Source organism: Peribacillus butanolivorans (assembly GCF_001273755.1).
Lineage (GTDB): Bacteria > Bacillota > Bacilli > Bacillales > DSM-1321 > Peribacillus > Peribacillus butanolivorans.
The window spans coordinates 800,951-823,720 of record NZ_LGYA01000001.1 but is presented as its reverse complement, the minus strand read 5'-3'; the positions used below and the strand labels follow the sequence as shown (position 1 = coordinate 823,720).

At 39.3% G+C, this 22,770-nt stretch carries 14 protein-coding genes, 2 pseudogenes and 1 riboswitch; of the genes and pseudogenes, 8 read left to right on the top strand and 8 right to left on the bottom strand.

The annotated features are described in order from the left end of the window. Positions 1-8 precede the first annotated feature (8 nt). Positions 9-1,166, top strand: coding sequence for a homogentisate 1,2-dioxygenase (locus AKG34_RS03945; RefSeq protein WP_053344876.1), 1,158 nt, complete (start codon positions 9-11; stop codon positions 1,164-1,166). 262 nt (positions 1,167-1,428) lie between these two features. Here the strand turns inward: AKG34_RS03945 and AKG34_RS03935 are convergent. Continuing rightward, positions 1,429-3,837 (bottom strand): annotated as a pseudogene (locus tag AKG34_RS03935) (penicillin acylase family protein). Between the two features lie 659 nt (positions 3,838-4,496). On the opposite strand from AKG34_RS03935, the gene AKG34_RS03930 reads away from it, so the two are divergent. Continuing rightward, positions 4,497-5,384: a PucR family transcriptional regulator gene (locus AKG34_RS03930; RefSeq protein WP_053344873.1), complete on the top strand. Its 888-nt coding sequence runs from the start codon at positions 4,497-4,499 to the stop codon at positions 5,382-5,384. Positions 5,385-5,515: 131 nt separating this feature from the next. After that, positions 5,516-6,661 (top strand): ABC transporter ATP-binding protein, encoded by a 1,146-nt coding sequence (locus AKG34_RS03925; RefSeq protein WP_053344872.1) that lies wholly within the window; start codon positions 5,516-5,518, stop codon positions 6,659-6,661. 93 nt (positions 6,662-6,754) lie between these two features. Here the strand turns inward: AKG34_RS03925 and AKG34_RS03920 are convergent, their stop codons facing one another. Continuing rightward, positions 6,755-6,997, bottom strand: coding sequence for a hypothetical protein (locus tag AKG34_RS03920; RefSeq protein WP_053344871.1), 243 nt, complete (start codon positions 6,995-6,997; stop codon positions 6,755-6,757). 108 nt (positions 6,998-7,105) lie between these two features. Beyond that, positions 7,106-8,488: a class II fumarate hydratase gene (fumC, locus tag AKG34_RS03915; RefSeq protein WP_053344870.1), complete on the bottom strand. Its 1,383-nt coding sequence runs from the start codon at positions 8,486-8,488 to the stop codon at positions 7,106-7,108. Positions 8,489-8,849: 361 nt separating this feature from the next. Continuing rightward, positions 8,850-8,963: riboswitch (SAM riboswitch) on the top strand. Between the two features lie 84 nt (positions 8,964-9,047). Here fumC and AKG34_RS03910 point away from each other — a divergent pair. Together AKG34_RS03910 and metC are read left to right on the top strand one after the other, a co-directional pair. Continuing rightward, a complete protein-coding gene (locus tag AKG34_RS03910) occupies positions 9,048-10,160 on the top strand; it encodes a methionine biosynthesis PLP-dependent protein (RefSeq protein ID WP_053344869.1) in 1,113 nt (370 codons plus the stop codon). After that, positions 10,157-11,338 (top strand): cystathionine beta-lyase, encoded by a 1,182-nt coding sequence (gene metC, locus AKG34_RS03905; protein WP_053344868.1) that lies wholly within the window; start codon positions 10,157-10,159, stop codon positions 11,336-11,338. Before AKG34_RS03910 ends, metC begins: the two co-directional genes overlap by 4 nt. Before the next feature lie 171 nt (positions 11,339-11,509). Here metC and AKG34_RS03900 read toward each other — a convergent pair whose 3' ends face one another. Genes AKG34_RS03900 through AKG34_RS03890 form a run of 3 tightly spaced genes read right to left on the bottom strand, consistent with a single transcriptional unit; the run spans position 11,510 to position 15,565 of the window. After that, positions 11,510-11,758, bottom strand: a complete 249-nt coding sequence (locus AKG34_RS03900; RefSeq protein ID WP_053344867.1) for a type B 50S ribosomal protein L31 — start codon at positions 11,756-11,758, stop codon at positions 11,510-11,512. Between the two features lie 40 nt (positions 11,759-11,798). Beyond that, positions 11,799-13,817 carry an ABC transporter ATP-binding protein gene (locus AKG34_RS03895; RefSeq protein WP_053344866.1) on the bottom strand — a complete coding sequence of 673 codons (2,019 nt, stop codon included), beginning with the start codon at positions 13,815-13,817 and terminating at the stop codon, positions 11,799-11,801. Next, complete coding sequence (locus tag AKG34_RS03890) at positions 13,814-15,565, bottom strand: ABC transporter ATP-binding protein (protein WP_053344865.1); 1,752 nt, start codon at positions 15,563-15,565, stop codon at positions 13,814-13,816. Before AKG34_RS03890 ends, AKG34_RS03895 begins: the two co-directional genes overlap by 4 nt. 1,057 nt (positions 15,566-16,622) lie before the next feature. Between AKG34_RS03890 and AKG34_RS03885 the strand changes: the two are divergent. From AKG34_RS03885 to AKG34_RS03875, 3 genes and pseudogenes are all read left to right on the top strand, one after another. Further along, positions 16,623-17,467: pseudogene (locus tag AKG34_RS03885) on the top strand (DUF2515 family protein); the annotation flags it as partial. 75 nt (positions 17,468-17,542) lie between these two features. Next, a complete protein-coding gene (locus AKG34_RS03880) occupies positions 17,543-17,896 on the top strand; it encodes a hypothetical protein (protein ID WP_152952239.1) in 354 nt (117 codons plus the stop codon). 631 nt (positions 17,897-18,527) lie between these two features. Then, the gene (locus tag AKG34_RS03875; RefSeq protein ID WP_053344862.1) at positions 18,528-20,642 is read left to right on the top strand and encodes a peptidoglycan D,D-transpeptidase FtsI family protein; all 2,115 of its coding nucleotides are present in this window, start codon (positions 18,528-18,530) and stop codon (positions 20,640-20,642) included. An 86-nt stretch (positions 20,643-20,728) separates the two neighbouring features. On the opposite strand, the gene AKG34_RS03870 is transcribed toward AKG34_RS03875, so the two are convergent. Further along, on the bottom strand, positions 20,729-21,196 hold the full coding sequence (locus AKG34_RS03870; RefSeq protein WP_053344861.1) for a CBS domain-containing protein: 468 nt from the start codon (positions 21,194-21,196) through the stop codon (positions 20,729-20,731). Between the two features lie 68 nt (positions 21,197-21,264). Continuing rightward, a complete protein-coding gene (glpK, locus tag AKG34_RS03865) occupies positions 21,265-22,755 on the bottom strand; it encodes a glycerol kinase GlpK (RefSeq protein ID WP_053344860.1) in 1,491 nt (496 codons plus the stop codon). Positions 22,756-22,770: the final 15 nt, after the last annotated feature.

Sequence of the window (22,770 nt, the reverse complement as noted above, 5' to 3'; positions counted from 1 at the left end):
TTTAGTCAATGACACATTATGTTAAAATGGGCCGCATTCCACATAAACGTCATACTCAGTTTCGTAAGGACGATGGAAGCCTATATTATGAGCAATTGATGGGCACGAAAGGTTTCTCGAGTATTCAGTCACTCATTTATCATATCAATCAGCCAACACAAGTTAAGAAAGCAGCAAAAATTCGTGATGTTCATTATGAACTTGAAGAAAAAGATGCGTTAATACATCGTCATTTCCGGACCTGGAATACAAATGTAGGCGGTGATTTTCTAGAAGCCCGCAAAATTTTCCTGGCTAACGATGATGTAGCTCTCGGTGTTGCACGCCCTAATAAGCAGATGGATTATTTTTATCGGAACGGTGAAGGTGACGAATTGTTGTTTGTTCATGAAGGCACGGGCAAGATTGAAAGTATTTTCGGCGATTTAAGTTTCGGACCTGGTGACTATCTTGTCATTCCAATAGGCACAACATATCGTGTAGTTTTAGAGTCAAAGGAAGCTAGATTTTTCATTGTTGAATCAAATTCCTCTATTGTTCCTCCAAAGCGCTATCGCAATGAATTTGGCCAACTCCTTGAGCATTCACCTTATTGCGAGCGTGATTTCCGGACACCAGAAAAACTGGAGCCGAAAGATGAAAAAGGAGAATTTGAAATACGAGTGCGAGCACAAGGTATGATTACATCCTATACGTATGATTTTCATCCGCTTGATGCGGTAGGATGGGATGGTTACCTCTTTCCTTATGCGTTCAGCATTCATGATTTTGAACCGATAACAGGGCGCGTTCATCAGCCACCGCCAGTACATCAGACGTTCGAAGCGCATAATTATGTTGTCTGTTCATTTGTGCCGCGTATGTATGATTACCATCCAGAAGCCATTCCTGCTCCTTATGTCCACAGCAATGTGGACAGTGATGAGGTTCTATACTATGTTCATGGTAACTTCATGAGCCGTCGAGGTATTGAAAAAGGCTCTCTTACCCTTCATCCAAGCGGTTTGCCACATGGGCCGCATCCAGGCAAAATTGAGGCAAGTATCGGTAAAAAAGAAACACAGGAACTAGCCGTCATGGTCGATACATTCCGTCCCTTGTATATCGTAAAGGACGCACACGATATAGAAGATGAAGAATATATGAGCAGCTGGCTGGCAAAATAATTGCTGATAATATCTTAATACCTTACTGAATCTATCATGCACATGATTGAGCATCTCCCCAAATAGATCGATTCTCCCATTATTCTTAATATATTGCCGGAGTAAGATTTCCCCTTGCCCCGGCGTTTTGTTTGTAACCTACTTTTGAAAGTGTCATTACAAGTGGGGATTACAAAAATGACCCCGATTCAAAATCGAGGTCACAGCATCAATAGTATAGGCTCTTTATGCTTGAATGATAGGTTATTCAAATCGTTACTTTCTACTTACTCATATTTAATGCGCTAACATTTTTAGCTGCTTTATTAATATCTTTCTTGTTAAATAAGTATGGCTTGAATTTCCATTCGGCGAACATAACTAGTTGGTCATCATAGTGGTCACTTAGCGTTCCATCTTTTTTTACAAATCCAATTTGACCAGGCGGTGTGATGTTAAAGCCACTCGGCCCTGTCGGAGTCATTTCAATATAATGATTTTCACTTCCACGATTCATTTCAATAATTGGAGTCATTGAGCCATACCCGTGGGGAATACCAATCAATGATTTTTCACCAAAAGTCATCGTTTTTATAGGCATACTCCATTTTTCTGCTTTTAACCCTTTTTCTGATTGCAATTTAGCAAGTACTTCGTTTGTGCTTTCCATTATTATTTTTTCCTGATCTACGTTCACCCATTTATAGTTTGTAGATTCCTTGCTTAATATTTTATATGCTAATGAAGCCCCATAGCGATGATCGGTAATTTCTTTCGTTATTCCATAGAAGTCTCCCAATTCGTCCATAAAGAGTTTATCATGGAGATTATTCCACCATTCATCAAAGAATGCCGCAATCCCTGCATCATAATATCCATCTTTATTTTCGTCTTCTTTTAGATTATTCCATTCTTCCAGTTTTTTAATTAAATAGGTATAGTTCCCGTTGGTTGATTTATTCTTGTCCAACACATCAATCAATAACGGTTTAAAGAGGTTTGCTCGAAGCTGTGCAAAGCTTGCCGTATAATTAATTTCATTAATATCCTCTAATGTAACTTTCCCTCTCGCTTCCATCCCGTTGATATATTGTTGGACTCGATTATCCTCTCCTCAATAATAACTATATTCACCATTTACCCACTCTTTAGAAGGCTTATTGTTCCAATTAACTACATAGCCATTCTTCGGATTGATTACATGAGGGTTCTCTTTAAAAGGAATAAAACCTTTCCACTCATATTCTCCTGTTCCTGGTGTAGGGATTCTTTCATCAATTTTGCTGTTTCTTACTGGATATCTCCCTACATGATAATACGCTATATCACCTTTCTTATCCGCATAATACCAATTCAAAGACATCGTATATTCACTAGCTGCATTCTCAAAGTCTTTTAAGTTTTTTGCCCAATTCGCTTTCATGTAAGCCGACATGCTTTGGGCCTCAGTTCCACGGAAAGACCACGACTTACTGTATGCCACGTTATTTGTTTCATCTCTACTAATTACAGGCCCATGTACTGTCCGATAATAAATCTTTTCTACTGTTTTCTTTTCTCCATTGTCTCCTTTGACTGTGAAAGATTCCTTCCTCTTTTCCATGTCTCTCCACTTCCCTTTGTATAAATACTGGGAAGAGTTCTTCGCATTCAATTTTTCCTCAAAGATATCGGTTACATTTCCGTACCCAGCTGTAGCACTTAGAGCAAAGTGATTGTTGGCTCCGAACATGATGAAAGGATAGCCTATGAATCCTGAACCTTCCATATCAAAACCTGGCGCATGCAAACCTACCTCGTACAAAAATCCAGGAGCAACAAATCCTACTTGTGGTCCACTGAATAATAAAGCATTTCCTGTTGCAGATTTCTCGGAACCGACTATGGCGGCATTACTGCCTATCTTTAACGGTAATCCAAGTTCTTCAGATGATTGGACAAAATTCTCCCTTTCCTTTCCGACTTTTTCAGAAGCTTTGATTACAGCTGAAGACATTATTTGAAGGGTTTGAGAAGACGAGTCTCTTTTTGGTTTCCCCTCACTTACAATGCTTGTAGGAGCGCTAGGATCATTTTTCCACACTAAATCATCAAACATTTTCCGGGAAACTTCTGTCCCATATTCATCTTCTAGCTTTGCAAGTATCTCTGCGTTTTTTAACTCCTGGTGATTATCCATAAAATAGGTCATGGATACCATATAAACACGGACAACATCTGTTGAAGTCCATTTTTGCGGTAAAAACTGATATTCATGAAACTCCTTCGAAAGCTTATCATCTGGATCTTTTAAAGCTTCATTTACATAACGTGAAATACCTTCAGCAAATTTTGCTATTAATTCTTTTGGCTGACGATCCAGACCATCAATCATTTTTTTAATTTCTTTATTACTATATCCATCTCTTCTGGATTGCTCATCTTTTGAAAGATAACCCTCTCCAAAAATTTCTGAAACGGTCCCCTCATTTCCGCGACGGAACATTTCCAACTGAAATAGTCGATCCTTTGCCATAACATATCCATACGCTTCATATAAATCTTTTTTATTTTTAGCGTATAAATGGGGTACTCCAAAATTATCACGTACTACTTTGACCCCTTCATTCTTATCCTCCCCAGCAAAAACTAGATTTTGAGGAAAAATGAAAACAAATAGGATTATGACTGATATTAGCCACTTCGTCTTCATAATTACATTTCCACCTCCACTTTTTATAACACTTATATCACGAATCATAACCTTACCGTTATACTAATTCAAGATAATATTTAAATATTTAGAACTTTCAGGAATATATTATTAGTTTTTATCTTACTCTATCCAACTTTTGTTCTAAATCCCTTAGTCATGTGAGTATTCCTTTAATTTCAGCTAATATTTTATTATATTAAAATATAAAATTCTCCAAAATTAACAGCCAAATTAGCCTTATTATTAATTCAGAGAGGTATGAGAAAATAGCTCATATTATTAAAGAAGGAACTTCTTCCTTCGTCTTTGACTGCATAGGTCAAAATAATTTTGCCGGTAACTTGATCGCTTCTGATTTGAATATGACATTTATAAGGAATCATGTTTGCAAGGTTGCAAGAAAATCATACGTTGAAAAACAGTGTGTTTCACAAATTACATAATAAAAGCAATACGACCATTTCCTCCGTCCATTTGGGTTTATTGGTGTAATTTAAGGTATAGAATCATTACTTCGAAAAAAAACTATTAAAATAGCTTGAAAATCAATGTCCTTGTCCTATTGTTTTTCTAATAACTTGTAATACCATTGTTTCTTTTCCACTTTATTCTTTTTCGCTATAATGAGATAGATAGTGAGAAAGAAGGTGAACACGATGCTTGAAAATCTTAAACAAAAATTTCCAAACGCTCTTTCCAATATACAAGATACGAAGAACATTACTTCTTATATTTGGTTTGAAGACTCTATTGGGAGCACAATCGGTATTCCCCGTTCAGAAATTTCGGCCGAGGAAATCCGTTTGTTGGAACTACTCTTTACTCCTTTATTTTTCCAAAATAAAATTAACACGTTTCCTCACACACCATGGAATACTTTTTTATTCGAACCTAATGCACCCTTGCCTTTAACAAGCTGGGAGAATGTCCGGTTTATCCACTTTAATCTGACTCATGCTGATTTTTCGCACTCCCATTTCGAGGATGCCTTCCTCGCATTTGTCCCATCTGATTCAGTCTTGATCTGGGAAAATGAAAAGGCGGGTATTTTAATTGAAACAGACACAGATGAGTGGTTATCAAAAAATGAACTGCTTGCTATTTCAACCACGCTTGAGAGTGATTTTTATGTTAAGACTCGAATGTTTACCGGTCGCTTTCACCCTGTAAACCAAGAACTCCCTTATCACAGAAATCAGGAGAATAAGTGTTTTGACCTGGCACAATTGCATTTGCCAGATTTAAAAGTGACTGATTTGGCCGACATCATTCCTCACTCACTGATAAGTGACCAATCTGCAACGAGTAAAACTTGGTATATCAATGAAATACTCGGTAAAACCATGAATGATACTGAACTAATGAAGACGATAAAAACGTATATTGAGTGTAATTCCAATGCAACCTATGCCGCAAAGCAACTTTATATACATCGAAACAGCCTACAATACCGAATAGATAAATTCACTGAAAAAACTGGACTCGATATTAGAAACTTTCCGCATGCCTTGGCTGCTTACTTAATTCTTTTGCTGAATGATTAACTATTATTTGCAAAGTTAACAAAGGAATTATTATCCTTTTTTGTGCAGTGTGCCTATACTTTTTTCCAATTTGATAGATTAGACTATAGTTATTGGTACAAGTAATTAGGAGTTTAAAAGGGGGAATTTTCATGGCAGAGTTAGTATTAGATCATATATTTAAGGTTTATGATAAAAAAGAAACAGCTGTTAAAGATTTTAACCTTCGTGTGGCCGATAAAGAATTCATTGTTTTCGTGGGACCGTCCGGTTGCGGGAAATCGACGACTTTACGGATGATTGCCGGACTTGAGGACATTTCCCAAGGAGATTTATATATAGACGGCAAGCGGGTCAATGATGTCCCACCAAAAGATCGTGATATTGCGATGGTTTTTCAGAACTACGCCTTATATCCTCATATGTCCGTCTATGACAATATGGCATTTGGATTAAAGCTCCGTAAAACGCCAAAAATGGAAATCAAGCAGCGGGTCAATGACGCAGCAAAAATCCTCGGTCTCGAAGACCTTTTAAATAGGAAGCCGAAAGCACTTTCAGGTGGACAACGCCAGCGTGTGGCACTCGGTCGTGCAATTGTACGAGACGCAAAAGTTTTTTTAATGGATGAGCCATTATCAAATCTTGACGCCAAACTCAGGGTTCAAATGCGTGCTGAAATCGCAAAACTACATAAACGACTGGACACTACAACAATTTATGTCACTCATGATCAAACAGAAGCAATGACCATGGCCACACGACTTGTTGTTATGAAGGACGGTATCATCCAACAGGTCGGCGCACCAAAAGACGTGTACGAGAAACCAGTGAATGTCTTCGTGGGTGGCTTTATCGGATCACCAGCTATGAACTTCTTTACCGGAACATTAAAAGAAGGCATCATTAAAATTGGGGAGCAAACGCTTGAAGTACCCGAATTGAAAATGAATACGTTGCGTGATCAAGGCTATATCGGAAAAGAAATTATCCTTGGCATCCGTCCAGAGGATTTCCATAATGAAGGAGCTTACATCAAGGAGTCTCCAAACACTACATTCACGGCTCAAGTCGATGTAGCTGAACTCATGGGCGCCGAAATTATGCTCTACTCGACATTCGCTGGCCAGGACTTCGTCGCGCGCATCGATGCCAAAAACATCATCCAAGCAGGCGATAATATTGAACTTGCTCTCGACATGAATAAAGCCCACTTTTTTGATAAAGGGTCCGAGCAGCGCATTTTTGCTGAAGGAGAATCACAAATGGAGTATGGCTTGAAGTTACTTTCTAATTAAATTTCATATCCAAACAAAGACCCGTTCATATGAATGGGTCTTTGTGCGTATATTTCAGCTAAGGTCTTGAACTCTACTATATCTATAAAAAATCTATTCCTGCACAAGTACCACTTCATCATGTCCACATTTAGAGCAGTTCATGATGTGTGGACATTGACCTTTTTGGAGCGATTGCGGGTATCCATCGTTTTGCTTAAGTGTGTCTATATCCATGTATGCACTGTATGAATCTGCATAATCCATGAATTTTCCTTTATCATCAAGATCACTGCCACATTCCGGGCAATTCACATGAATTTTTCTGAGGCCGTTGCAAAGCGGGCATAAAGCCATTGTATTCCCTCCTGTTCTAGAAACTTATATACTCAGTATTTGTTTATTCTATTATTTTAACACCTTAAACACCCTCCCTAAAAACAGCGGGAGGGTGATCATAAGCAATTATTTATTAACCATGTTAGCAGGATCTACCCATGCTTTAAATTCATCATCAGTCAAGAATTCCAATTTCAACGCTGCTTCTTTTAATGTAGAGTTGTCTTTGAATGCAGTTTTGGCAATTTTAGCTGCTTTTTCATAACCGATATGTGGGTTCAATGCTGTTACTAGCATAAGAGAACGGTCAACATTTTCTTTGATTTTATCTTCATTTGCTGTGATGCCTACTGCACAATTATTGTTGAAAGAGTGAATGCCTTCTGTCAATAATTTAACAGTTTGTAGGAAGTTATAAATGATAACTGGTTTGAATACGTTCAATTCGAAGTTACCTTGGCTTGCTGCAAAGCCGATTGTTGCATCGTTACCAACAATTTGTGTCGCAATCATTGTTAGCGCTTCACTTTGTGTTGGATTTACTTTACCTGGCATGATAGAGCTACCTGGCTCGTTTTCAGGAATAGCGATTTCACCGATTCCGCTTCTTGGGCCGCTTGCCAGCCATCTAACATCGTTCGCAATTTTCATTAAGTCCGCTGCTAATGCTTTTAATGCGCCATGAGCGTAAACAATTTCGTTATGACTTGTTAATGCATGGAACTTATTATCCGATGTTACGAAAGAATGTCCTGTATCCGCCGCGATTTGTTTTGCAGAAAGTCCTGGAAATTCTTTTTTCGTATTGATCCCAGTACCTACAGCTGTACCGCCTAGTGCTAGATTCAATAGTTTTTGACTGCTTTCTTCAATCATCACTAAGTCTTTATCAAGCATCGCTTTCCAACCAGAGATTTCTTGACCTAAAGTTAGTGGTGTTGCATCTTGAAGATGTGTACGTCCAATTTTCACAAGATCCCAGAATTCTTTTTCTTTTGCTGCAAAAGTATCACGAAGTACTTTAATCGCCGGTACTAATTTTTCAGCAACTTCCATATAGGCTGCAATATGCATAGCCGTTGGGAATGTGTCATTAGAGCTTTGCGCCTTGTTGACATCATCATTTGGGTGAAGGGTTTCGGACTCACCGTTTTCTTTTAACCATTCATTCCCTTTGTTAGCGACCACTTCATTCACATTCATATTACTTTGCGTGCCACTGCCTGTTTGCCAGACCACAAGGGGGAAATGTTCATCAAGTGTACCTTCTAGAATTTCGCCACAAATTTTAACGATGGCATTCTTTTTCACTTCTGAAAGATCACCAAGGTCATAGTTCACTTTAGCTGCCGCTTGCTTTACATATGCAAACGCACGGACTAATTCAATCGGCATTTTTTCATTACCAATTTTGAAGTTGTTACGGCTTCTCTCGGTTTGTGCTCCCCAATACTTATCAGCAGGAACTTTCACTTCACCCATCGTATCTCGTTCGATTCTGTATTCCATGTGTTCTCCTCCTATGTTTGCACTATCCACCGAAAACCTTATGTATATGAAATGAATAATGACATATTATTAATTCTCTCTATTCATTGTACAAATTTTATTATTTTAAAGCAAAAAAACTGAACAAAACCTTCCCTATATTTCAGAAAATCCATTTAATTAAACAAAGTCTTTTAAAGAATCTCAACACCTTATACCATCGGTTTCCACAATATTTTAGGGGTTTTTTATTGGACCAATCATGTTTTGACAACGCTAGTCCTAATTAACCAATAAAGAATTATCAAGCAATATTTTCCCAGAATGTTCTTGACAGCACTTTATATATATAGTAAATTCAAAAGAAATTGAATAATCTAAACTCTTATCGAGAGAGGTATAGGGAATGGCCCGATGACACCTCAGCAACCTTCATTTGTTTCAAACCAATGAAAAGGTGCTAATTCCACAAGTTTGTGAACTTGGAAGATAAGAAGAATGACTCGTCCATACTTAACCAAGTCTTCTTCTTAAAGAAGACTTTTTTTATTTTATAAAACACAAAGGAGCAGTGAAAACTATGTATAAAACAGAAACATATCTTGCTCAACTAGGTAATCGCAGTGAAACGGCGACAGGAACAGTCAATCCGCCGGTTTACTTTTCGACAGCTTTCCGTCACGAAGGAATTGGCCAATCAACTGGATTCGATTACACAAGGACAGGTAATCCAACACGTCAACTTTTGGAACAATCCATCGCCAACCTTGAAAGAGGCGACCAAGGATATGCCTGCAGTTCAGGAATGGCGGCCATTTCGACCATACTAGCCTTATTTAAATCAGGTGATGCATGGATAGTCAGCGAAGATCTATATGGTGGTACATATCGTTTGCTAGAACAAGGTTTTAAAAAATGGGGCTTACAGTGTGACTATGTAAACACTTGTTGTTTAGAGGATATCGAAAAAGCTATTACTCCTCAAACAAAAGCCATCTTTATCGAAACTCCCACTAACCCTCTTATGCAGCAAACAGATATTAGCGCTGTTGCCGCACTTGCCAAACAATTTAATTTACTGTTGATTGTTGACAACACTTTTTATACGCCGCTTCTGCAGCAGCCTATCCTGCTTGGAGCTGATATTGTAATCCATAGCGCAACGAAGTATCTCGGTGGTCATAATGATGTTCTGGCTGGACTAATCGTGGCTAAAGGTGCAGAATTATGTGATTCGATTGCCTTCCATCATAATGGAACAGGAGCGGTGTTGAGCCCATTTGATTCATGGCTGTTAATGCGCGGAATGAAAACCCTGGCACTGCGGATGGAACGTCATGAAAAGAACGCCAAAATCCTTGTAGATTATTTATCAGAACATGAATGTGTAACGGACGTCCTGTATCCCGGTAGAGGTGGTATGATTTCTTTCCGGATAATTGACGAAGCAGCTGTCAATCCATTTTTACAATCACTTTCATTAATTTCATTTGCAGAAAGTCTTGGAGGCGTTGAAAGCTTCATCACCTATCCGGCTACACAAACACATGCCGATATCCCTCTTGAAGTTAGAACTGCTAATGGGGTTTGTAATCGACTTCTACGCTTCTCGGTTGGCATCGAAGACAGCGACGATTTAATTCAAGACCTGCAACAAGCATTTGCACATGTAAAAAGGGAGGCACTACGATGACAAATCATGATTTCAGTTTTGAAACCAAATTACTTCATAACCAGCATAAATTCGATCCGACAACAGGCGGTGTGAGCGTCCCTATTCAGCACGCTTCCACTTTCCATCAAACTGATATCGATACATTCGGCAAGTACGATTACAGCAGGAGCGGAAATCCAACACGGGAAGCACTTGAAGATATCATTGCCGAGCTTGAAGATGGTACTCGCGGCTTTGCCTTTTCATCAGGTATGGCGGCCATTTCAACAGCATTCCTTCTGCTTTCTGCTGGCGACCATATCGTCATCTCAGAAGATGTGTATGGCGGTACGTTCCGGATGGTTACAAGCGTGTTGACCCGCTTCAACATCGAGCATACTTTCGTTGATATGACGGACCTCGAAAGCGTTAAAGCAGCCGTTCAACCTAATACGAGAGCGATATACATTGAAACACCTTCAAATCCATTGCTTAAGGTGACTGATATTAAAGCCGTTTGTGATATCGCAAAAAAAGTCGGCGCATTGAGTTTTGTCGACAATACATTCTTGACACCAGCTCTGCAAAAACCGCTGAACTTAGGCGCGGATGTTGTCCTTCATAGTGCGACGAAGTTTTTATCCGGACACAGTGATGTCGTAGCTGGGCTTGCTGTCGTAAAAGATCCTGAATTGGCTGAAAGACTCGGTTCCCTTCAAAACTCCTTTGGTGCGGTACTTGGTGTCCAGGATGCCTGGCTTGTTATGAGAGGTCTGAAAACCTTGTCTGTACGAATGGAACACTCTCAAAAAGGAGCAGAAAAAATTGCAGACTACTTAAAACAGCAGCCATTAGTGAAAAAGGTGTATTACCCTGGACTTACTGATCATCCACAGCATGCAATCCAGGAAGGACAGGCCCTTGGTGCAGGTGCAGTTTTATCATTTGAATTAGAAAGCGAAGAAATTTTCCGCTCATTTGTGAACACTGTCGAACTTCCTGTTTTTGCGGTTAGTCTTGGAGCAGTGGAATCGATATTATCCTATCCGGCAAAAATGTCCCATGCTGCCATGCCTGCTGATGAAAGGGAAAAACGAGGCATCACCAACAGCCTGCTTCGTCTCTCTGTCGGCCTTGAGAATCCAGATGATTTAATTAAAGACTTTGACGCTGCTCTTATAAAAAGTGCAAAAGCGCATGCTATTCCAGTTAAATAAAATATATAGAAAAAAAGGGTGCCTGGAGCAACCCTTTTTTCTATTATTAGGATTTTAAATGAGGCATTCACTACGTTATTACTAAAAAAATTATAAACCTTAATTTACCCACGAGTTCTTCCATCTCCCAAAATAAAAATAAAGGCCATCGATTTCTCGATAGCCTTAACATCATTTCTTCATATTATATTTTTCTAGGAAGCGATCCACACGTCCGCCTTTTTCAGCAAATTTCTGCTTGCCGGTATAAAAAGGATGCGTATCTGAACTAATCTCTACTTTTAATAAAGGATAAGTTTGACCGTCTTCCCACTTAATTGTTTCGTTAGATTTTTTCGTAGAGCCTGTAATAAATTTATAACCACTGTTAGTATCCATAAATACTACTTGCTGATAATCAGGATGAATTCCTTGTTTCATTATTATCACCTCTTCGTAAGTATCCCTCATTTTCTAGGTTTTATCCAGCCATTCCCTTATGCGACCCAGCCTGCAGTTCATACATTTGATAGTACTTTCCTTTCAACTCCATTAATTCTTCATGTGTCCCCTGCTCAGAAATCTGCCCTTTATCCAGTACAAGAATTTGATCGGCATTTTTAATCGTGGAAAGCCTATGTGCAATGATAAAGGTCGTTCTTCCTTTCTTCAGTACTTCCATTCCTTCCTGGATAATGGCCTCTGTTTCTGTATCGATGCTTGCTGTGGCTTCATCCAAAATCAAAATAGCCGGATTAAATGCGAGCGCGCGTGCAAAAGAGATTAGCTGCCGCTGTCCTGAAGACAATGTCCCGCCTTTTTCAATAACCGGCTCATCTAACCCTAGAGGCAGATGCTTCAGCACTTTGTCCCCGCCTACATCTTTTAATGACTTTTCAACCATTTCCCTTGTGATATCTTTATGATTAAGGCTGATATTGGAAGCTATGGTTCCAGTAAATAAATATGGATCCTGAAGGACAATTCCCATATGCTCTCTAAGAGTTTGATGAGGAATATCTAAAATATCCCTTCCATCAATCTTGATTTGTCCTTCACTACTATCATAGAAACGGAACAACAAATTCATTATTGAACTTTTTCCCGACCCAGTATGACCAACTAAAGCTACTGTCTCACCTTGTTGCGCAGAAAATGAAATGTTTTTTAACACATATTCATTTTCTTTATAGCCGAATGAGACATTTTCGAATTGCACGTTTCCTTTATATCGGGAAATGTTTTCATCACTGACTTCTAATCCCTGCTCATCCAATAAACTGAATGCCCTCTCCCCTGCAACAAGAGCTTGTTCTAGGTTAGCAAACTGATTGACAATCCCGTGAAGCGGATGAAGCAGACGACTGATCAAATCAACAATTGCATACATCAACCCTAAAGAAATAGCTGAACTTGCTGTAAGCGACATCCCGCCGAAATACCAGACAAATGCTATTAGCGCCATAACCTTAATGACACCAATCAAGTTTCCTCCCGTTAATGAATTTAAATTGAGCATTTTATTTTGATACGAGTAATGCTCCCGGTTCAATTTTTCGAAAGAATGTTTTGTCTCCTTTTCACGCCCGAATGCCTGAATGACGTTCATTCCTTGAATGGATTCATTGATCATCCCGTTAATATCACTGACTCGTTCCCGAATGATGTGATTATATTTCGAGGCGAACTTGCGATATACCTTCGTCCAGATAACGATAATGGGAATAAGTATAAGGCCCATGAGCCCTGCACGCGCATCCAAAATATACAAAGCAATGAGAACGCCGATAATATTAATCGTGCTTGAAAAGAAGTTAGCGAGCACCGTCACATATAACTCTCGAATCGCCTCAGTATCATTAGTAACCCTAGCAACAACTTTCCCAGCGGGCATATTATCGAAATAACGAATGGGCAATCGGGAAATATGTGTAAAAATATCATTTCGCATCTTCTGAATAATTCGATTCGCAGCTTTCTGTAAATAAAAACTCTGCCCATATTGAAAAACAGAAGAAATGATAACAAGACCAAAGTAAAAAGCTACAAGCTTCATAATTCGCGGAATTTCTGGTTGGTAAAACTCCATTAATTTCTGACTTGTTAATTTCTCTACTGATACCATTTGCTCTTTTCCGTTTTTCTCAATTATTAATGTTTGGTTTTCTAAAGTTCTATCGCCATCGATGGCAACAGCTTCATTGACGAAGACGAATTGATTGCCAACCTGCAATACATGGACTTCTTTTCCTTTCTTCTCATCTTCAGTAAAATAATCTGCCCGTTTATACCAATTTTCACCGTACTCGACAGCATCTTTCCCTTTTTCCGTTTCATACCAAGAAGATTCGATACCAAGTATGTGAGAATCAATGATTTTTTTAGCGATGAATGGACCCGTTAAGTCAGCGGCAACGGAAAGCGCTAGCATGATTAGGGCACCAATAATCAATTTTTTATAAAGAGCAGCATATTGATAGAGTTTCTTTACGACCTTCATGCTCTCACCTCCGTTTCTGCGTCAACTTGCTGTCGCTCATATTGCTCCCTATACCAGCCATTTTGCTTCAGTAAATCTTCGTGAGTTCCTTCTTGGATAATCTTCCCGCTGTCCAACACGATAATTCGATCCGCATGCTGAACGGCTGATAAGCGATGAGTTGTGATGATGGTCGTTTTCCCCGACCGTTCATTTTGGATATTTTCAATGATTGTCGTTTCTGTCTTTGCATCGACGGCTGATAAGGAATCATCCAATATAAGGATTTCCGGATTTTTAATCAGGGCCCTTGCAATCGAAATCCGTTGCTTCTGCCCACCTGAAAGAGCGACCCCCTTTTCACCGACAAGTGTCTCAAGACGCTTAGGCAGCATCGTTAAATCCTTCTCAAAATCCGCAAGCCGGATAGCTTCAGCCAGTTCATCTTCCGTTGCATCCATTTTACCGAATAAGATATTGTCTCTCACAGACTTTGAGAATAAAAAATGATCCTGCGGAACGTACCCAATCCATTTACGAATATCTTCAAGCTCCAGTTTCTCTAACGGCATACCTGAAAAAGCAATCTCCCCGTTTCCTAATGGATATTCCCGTAGTAACTGCTTCACGAATGTTGTTTTTCCACTTCCTGTTTTTCCTACGATTCCCAAGGTTTGCCCACGCTCAAGTTGAACGGAAATATTGGAGAGATTAACAACTGTGGAAGATGGATAAGTAAAAGAAACTTGATCAAATTCAATATTTTCCGGATTAGAAATCCTCTCCGGCTTTAATGAATTTTTCACATCCGCTTCATAAGAAAGAGTATCTTGAACACGGTCAAGCGAAGCATTTCCCCTTTGCATGACGTTGATTAGTTCACCCACCGCAATCATCGGCCAGATTAACATTCCAAGATACACATTGAATGAAACAAGACCTCCTAGTGTAATGGTTTGTTGAAAAACAAGATAGGCACCGTAACCCAAACTGATTAAATAACTGATACCGATGATAATGCTAATCGTCGGGTCAAAGAGTGCATCAATTTTCGCTACCTCGAGGTTTTTACGATATACATCCTCAGTCATTTCATCAAATCGCTTTTCGTCCTCCCGTTCCTGAACATAGGCACGGATGACCCGTACACCAGAAATGGATTCCAGCACTTTGTCATTTAAGTTACCAAAGGCTGCCTGTGCATCCGTAAAACGTTTATAAATTTTTTTCACGTAAATTTGCATCATTAGGGCCATGATTGGAAGTGGCAACACAGCCGCAATCGTCAATTGCCAGCTGATAGTTGCACCCATCATAATCACAACCGTGATAGTAAATAGAACTGAGTCAACGAGCGTTAATATCCCAAACCCAGCAGTGAGCGAGATTGCCTTTAAATCATTGGTGGCCCTTGCCATTAAATCTCCTGTCCGGTTTTTTTCATAAAAAGCCGGCGTCATTTTCAACAAGTGCCCCATAAACCCGGATCTAAGTTTTCGTTCGACCAAGTTTCCGCCGCCGAATAAAAGATAACTCCATAAGTACCCAAATAGATAGCTGACACATAGGACAATGAGCAAATAGATAACGTATTTCATGATTCCTTCTTGCGTCATGTTGCCGTTGTTCATGTCATCAATGGCATTCCCGACAAGCTTTGGTGGAATAACCTCCATAATATTCACTAGACATAAAAATAAAATGGCCCAGGTATAACGCTGCCATTGCTCTTTAAAGTACCAGGACAGCTTTTTAAATATCGCAAACATGAATTCCCCTCCCTTATGTTCTCACCATTAATTTGCTAGCCGCTTTCTGGATCTCCTGGTTGGAGTAGAACCACCATTGTTATTTGTCTCATTAATAATTCCTCCTATCTTTTATATTGAAAGGATGCTATTGCATCGGATTCCCTAAATAACAAAAAGCCCCCGTTAATTAAGCGGAAGCTTTTTTAGATGCGTAAGAAACACATATAAAAGGCGCAGGCCGCGAAACTTCCACAACCTGCGCTTAAAAATAATCAATGAGCACGTTCGATCCTTTGTCTATAAAAACAAAGTCTCAAGGCAGGCGGATGTATGAAAATATACGATTATCACATCAATGTGTTTATCTAATTTAGTCATGACGTTCGCCTCCATTTATTATAAATTATTGGATATTTTTACCTTGTGTTTAAAGATTACTATGGGTGTATATTTTTGTCAATTGTGACTTTTCTAGATTATTAATGAATAATCCTTTATTCTTATAAGTACGACTCAACCTTAAGGAGGTTCAGCATATGCATTGGAGAAAATATATACTCCTAGCGGTACCCTTTTTATTTTCATCCATATTCATCTTATTTGCCGTTCCGGTCCAGTATAGACCGCTATCATTCATTCCCGTGTTACTTTTCTGGATAGTTTATTATATTTTATTGAACCGGGAAAAGAAGAAGAAAAGTAATCGATGACGATAAAATTTCCTCATCAGTCAACAATTTGAGGGCGATGCAAAGGCAAAGCCCTTTCTTGGTGCGCTGCATATAATAAGTAAAAAACATTCGTGGTGATTGTATGTTCTCGCAATATGTGCAGAAGTTGATAGGCAAACCACCTGTCAAAACTAAACCGATTATTGATGCAGAAAGGTTTGGCACTCTAAAATCCCTATTACAAAAAGAGCTTTTTCACCCTTTAGATGAATAAAAGCATTTTTGCCTGAGGAAACGGCTCTAGTAAAGAGCGTACGTACAGAGACAGCTGCCATGAACCGGAAAGGACTCAAGCTTATCTTTCCTATTACAGGCGGAATCCCGAGGTTCATTGGTCTTTTTTAGCTCATATGGTTTCCAGAAACGGTGGATACCATATGACTGATTTAAAGAGTTCATCCATGACCCATCTCTTCAGTAAAGAGGATCGGCAAAAATTTTTCTTTTCCTCGAACGCGCAAATTCAGCAGTCTTTGCAGATTCCTTTCCACAGCTCCTTTTATATGAACATTCCAAACGAAGAAAGTTTCCATTAAGAAAGTTTCTACAAATCTTTCATATTTCAAGATTCATGGCACCGATATGGGAATCGTTTTTAAATGAACCTCATTCACCTCTATTAACATCCGCTCTTATCATCAATGAACAAAGAATGCTTCAGGAAAGGGTAATTAACCGTACCCGACATGGTGAAATCCTAAGAAGGCTTGATTTTCAGCTGCAGGAACTTTTAGGGTTTACGACGGTTATCTTTCCTTATGCAAAAAAGCAAGACAGACTCTATTCCTTAACTGGACTAACCGTTGAGCGCTTTGCTGATCCGAAGCAGCGTATTGAAACTGGAAAAATCTTATATCAACTTCTCTTTCAGAATCCAACTGTTTTTCAAGGTGTGGGGCAATTTGCAAAAGCAGTTCACCATACTGGTTCTCGGGAGGATTATTGGAAGTCCATTTTCACCTCTGAAACGCCTTCTGCAATAGAATGTAAAGTTTACAGTCCCACTCTACTTGATGCCTGGAGCGACCACACCTTCTTTCCTTTACCTTCAATCGATTGGTTTACAATGGAAAGCTTCATCGAAGATTTACAAACCTTCCCGATTATAAAAAAGGTAGACTTGACCAACAAGGTGCTCGAAAATATCCAGCAACTCAAAAACATCAATAAATTGAAGTCAATTATCTAGTTTCACGCCTCTTACTTTGAATACCCCATCCTCCATTTGGCAAGAATGGTTAGCAAAAAGAATGGGTGAAGCGAAATGAGAGGCATTGTACTAATGAATCCAAACTACATGATCGGTGATTTACATACGAATGAAAGCTTTGCAATCCAAAAGATTGTGACGGACAAATATATAGAAGAAAAAAATATTTCCCGGGTCATACTAAATCCTTATCAGCTCTATCCTTATTACACCATCCCACATGTACTTCTCTCTAATTTACAAAATAAAAAGGCAGATACGATTGATTGCCTCGTGCTACATTCTATTGAAACGATGGAACGGTTTATCTATATCTACCCTGAAAAGTGGCTCGATCTTTGCGGATATTTCAAAGAGATAATCTGTGTAGTAGACCAAACTCCTGTAAGGAAAAATGAAGTAAATTAGGTATAGCCCTATTTATAAGTCACAAAAATCAACATACTTAAGGCGGTGTTAATCAGCAACAAATAAAATGATTCTCTATCACGAGTTCCATATTCTATGAATTCGCTTGATTCCAAAGAAAGAACATCACGATGGTGGTAAGCGCTGAAAGCGCCGGTCAACATCCTGGTTGTTCATAGTTTATTTACAGCAGCAATCTACCAGGTTTAAATACCCAGATAAACAAACCGGTTCCAGAGACAGTATATATTTTCTCCTCTTCTTTATCTTTTTTTCTCCTCCCATTTGAACTTCCGTATTACATGAAAAACCATACTTTTTCTATAGAGCATACGTCTTTTTCCAATCTTTCTCTTACCGCATAAATGGTTTAAATCTGCATCCTGCAGATTTTTTTTTGCTGTTCGCCCGACAACCTTTCTACTTCCCTTTATACCCATTATTAATAGATCATTTAATATATTTAAACGTTTCTAATTGTTAGAATACAAGCAATTCTTAATATCTTTAACAATATTTTGGTAATATAGATAATTTTACGGATAAAGCATAGAAAAATTAGTTAATTTTATATATCATTAGAGATAGGAATTTTCTTTTATTTTACTTTTACTAGAAAGGAATGATGAAAATGGCTAAAGAAAAAAAGAAAAAAACCCCAATTCCTTTCCGCCTGAACTTTATGTTCTTTTTAATATTCATTTTATTTTCAAGCCTAATAATAAGACTTGGGATCGTCCAAATTGTGTATGGAGATGATTATCTCCGCGAAGTTGATCGAACGGAAAATGATGTGGCTAATACCCCCGTTCCCCGTGGTAAGATGTTTGACCGCAACTTAAATCCGGTTGTTGATAATGAACCTCTTAATGCTATTACTTACACGAAATACCCGAATACAAAAACAGCTGATATGGTGAAGACAGCTGAGATTCTTGCTACATTGATAGAAATGGATACGAAAAAAGTTAGAGACCCAGATAAAAAAGATTTTTGGATTTTAAAAAATCCAGAAAAAGCGGAAGCATTGATTACCAAGGCCGAAAGGCAGAAAGTAGTCGAAAAGAAATTAGAACAAAAAGATCTATACAAACTTCAATTAGAGCGAGTCACTGAAGATAATCTCAAGGAATTTACCAAGGGTGAATTGGAAGTTATAGCCATCTTCCGTGAATTCAATAGCGGTTATGCCCTTACACCGTCCATTGTTAAAAATAAAGATGTCTCCACAAATGAATTTGCCCGGGTAAGTGAACATTTGGATGAATTGCCCGGCGTGGATGTGACAACCGATTGGGAAAGAACCTACAAGTATGACGAAACTTTGCGTTCGGTACTAGGCAAAGTTTCTTCTTCTGAAGAAGGTCTTCCAAGTGAAAATATTGATTATTATCTAGCCCGTGACTATACCAGGAATGACCGTGTTGGAAAAAGTTACATCGAAAAACAATATGAAGATGTCCTGCGCGGTCAAAAAACTCGGGTTGAAAATGTCCTGAGCAAAGGGGAAGTCATCAAAACGGATACTATCACGGAAGGTCAAAGTGGAAAAGACTTAGTACTGTCACTTGATATGGAGCTGCAGCAAACGGTTGAAGATATCATTGAAAGAGAATTACGCCGAACGAAAGCTAGAGGAAATACCTACCTATTAGACCGTGCCTTCGTCGTTTTAATGGATCCAAATACCGGTGAAGTTTTAACGATGGCCGGTAAACAATATGCACGCAACAGTAAAACCGGTTTAACTGAAATGAACGATTTTGCTCTTGGAAACATTACAACCTCCTATACGATGGGTTCATCGGTTAAAGGGGCTACAGTCTACACAGGTTTTCAAACGGGAGCCATCTCACCAGGGTCAGCTTTTTTTGACCGAAAACTAAAGTTAGCAGGGGCTCCCCCAAAAGGGTCTTATAGCGATTTGGGTTATGTAACGGATGTCACCGCGTTAAAAAAATCGTCGAATGTCTTTATGTTCATGACAGCAATCAAAATTGCCGGCGGGCATTATGTTCCAAATCGGCCGCTAGGAATTAATCGAGAAGCCTATGCAATCATGCGGAATCATTTTGCACAATTTGGATTAGGTGTACGTACCGGTATCGATCTACCTAATGAATCTGTCGGTTTTAAAGGAGTCGATATGTCAACAGACGGTTTGCTACTGGATTTATCGATTGGACAGTATGATACATACACGCCTATGCAATTGGCACAGTACGCATCGACAATTGCAAACGGTGGAAAAAGGCTGGAGCCTCATATGGTCAAAGAAATCAGGAATCCTTCTTACGAACACAAAGAATTGGGTAGCGTTTTTAAATCAATGAGCCCCAAAGTGTTAAACGATTTAGATGGTAATGACATTTGGATTCAACGAGTCCAGGAAGGGTTTAGACAGGTTGCACAGGAACCAGGTGGAACAGCATATAAATATTTCGGAGGAAAATCCTACCGTGCGGCTGCCAAAACGGGTACTGCTGAAGCCTTTTATGATGGACCCCGAAGAAATCAATATAGTGAACCAGTCGATACTATCAATCTAACACTTGCAGGGTATGCACCTCACAATAATCCAGAAGTGGCATTCTCTGTCGTCGTGCCATGGGTATATCAAGGCAAACCTTCTGACGATATTAACAAACGAATCGGCCGAGACGTAATGGACGCCTATTTTAAGTTAAAGGAAAAAAGATTAAAAGGTGAATCTGATAAAGACAAGGAAATTGAGAATACTCCGTGATATTTTCCTTATTTATTAATTAGAGATACAGTACACAAAGAGGCCTGCTCCATTTAGAGCAGGCCTCTACTTTATACATCAATCTATTATTCTAAATTTTGAACGAATTCTTTATAAAGAGCCCGAAGCGCATCTCCTCTGCTGATAATGCCGACAACCTTATTATTTTCGTCTACAACGGGTATTTTCTTGAAATGATGCTTAGAAAGGACCTTTATTAATTCATCTAACGGATCTTTTGGGGATAGCTTTGTGATTTTCTTATTTTTAATGATCTGCGAGACTTTGTCATTCATCTTAGATGTGACCTTTTCATCCAGTTTTTCACCTGGAAGAATCGTAATGTACGTAAAATATCCCATTATCGCATCTTCTGCAGGTGCTAAATAACGTAAGATATCCCCATCTGTTACCATCCCTAAAAGCTTATCCTGATCATCAACAACCGGGACCCCGCCAACTTTATTTTCTATCAAAATTCGCAAAATTTCCTTTAATGCAAAATCTGGACGGGCCACATATACTTCTCTGATCATGAAATCTTGAACTATCACAAAACCACCCCTTTTTATAAGATTGACGTTCCATATCTTATCTCTATCTATTAATACCCTTATTTATTCTATTTAAAAACCCTTGCGGCCTGAACTGCCTTTTTCCAGCCATTATATAAATCCTTTCGTACCGCTTCTTCCATGTCAGGCTCAAATGTTTTATCGACGGCCCATTGCTTAGAAATCTCCTCTTGACTGCCCCAATAACCGACCGCGAGTCCAGCTAAATATGCTGCCCCTAACGCTGTTGTCTCACTAATGACCGGTCTTTCGACAGGTACATTTAAGAGTCCGCTTTGAAATTCCATCAAGAAGTCGTTTTTGACAACACCACCATCGACCCTCAATGCCTTTAAGTTAATCCCTGAATCGACCTCCATGGCGCTAAGGACATCTTTTGTCTGGTAGGCTAATGCTTCCAATGTTGCCCGGACGAAATGTTCCTTCGATGTCCCCCTTGTTAACCCGAAAACCGCTCCTCGGACATCACTATCCCAATAAGGAGTACCAAGTCCAACAAACGCAGGGACTACATAGACCCCATCCGCTGAGGTAACCCGCTTTGCATACATTTCACTATCTTTCGATTCTTGCAAGATCTCCAATCCGTCCCTCAGCCACTGTATTGCCGAACCTGCGACAAAAATACTACCTTCTAATGCATACTCGACTTTCCCGTTCAGGCCCCATGCAATCGTAGTCAACAGACCATGTTCAGATTTCACTGCCTGTTCTCCTGTATTCATCAACATAAAGCACCCGGTGCCAAATGTATTCTTAGCCATTCCTTTTTCAAAGCATTCTTGGCCGAACAATGCGGCCTGCTGATCTCCTGCTGCGCCAGCAATCGGAATTTCATGTCCAAAGAAATGATGTGTGACAGTTTTCGCATAGACCTCTGAAGATGGCCGAACTTCCGGCAGCATTGAATGAGGCACCTGTAAAATTTCAAGAATCTCTTCGTCCCACTTCAAATCATGAATGTTATACATCATCGTTCTCGAAGCATTCGAATAATCGGTTACATGGGCTTTGCCACCTGAAAGCTTCCATATCAGCCACGTATCAATCGTGCCAAACAATAAGTCCCCGGCTTCTGCCTTTTCCCGAGCACCGTCTACATGATCGAGAATCCATTTCACCTTTGTCCCGGAAAAATAAGCATCAATCAACAAACCCGTTTTCTGTAAAAATAAATCACTGTGACCATCCTTCTTCAATTGCTCGCAGATTTCGTTGGTCTGTCGGGATTGCCAAACGATTGCATGATAAACAGGCTGTCCTGTTTCCTTATCCCAAACCACCGTCGTTTCCCGTTGATTCGTTATACCGATTCCCGCAATCTGTTCCGGCTTTACATTCATTTCCGATAGACAGGAAGCGATGACTGATAAAATAGAACCCCAAATTTCATTGGCATTATGCTCTACCCATCCAGGATTCGGGAAATATTGGGTGAATTCCTTTTGGGCAATATGTAAAACTTCACCTTTTTTATTAAATAAAATGGCCCGAGAGCTTGTTGTTCCTTGGTCCAATGATAATATATATGTCTCCATCGTTGTCTCCTCCTA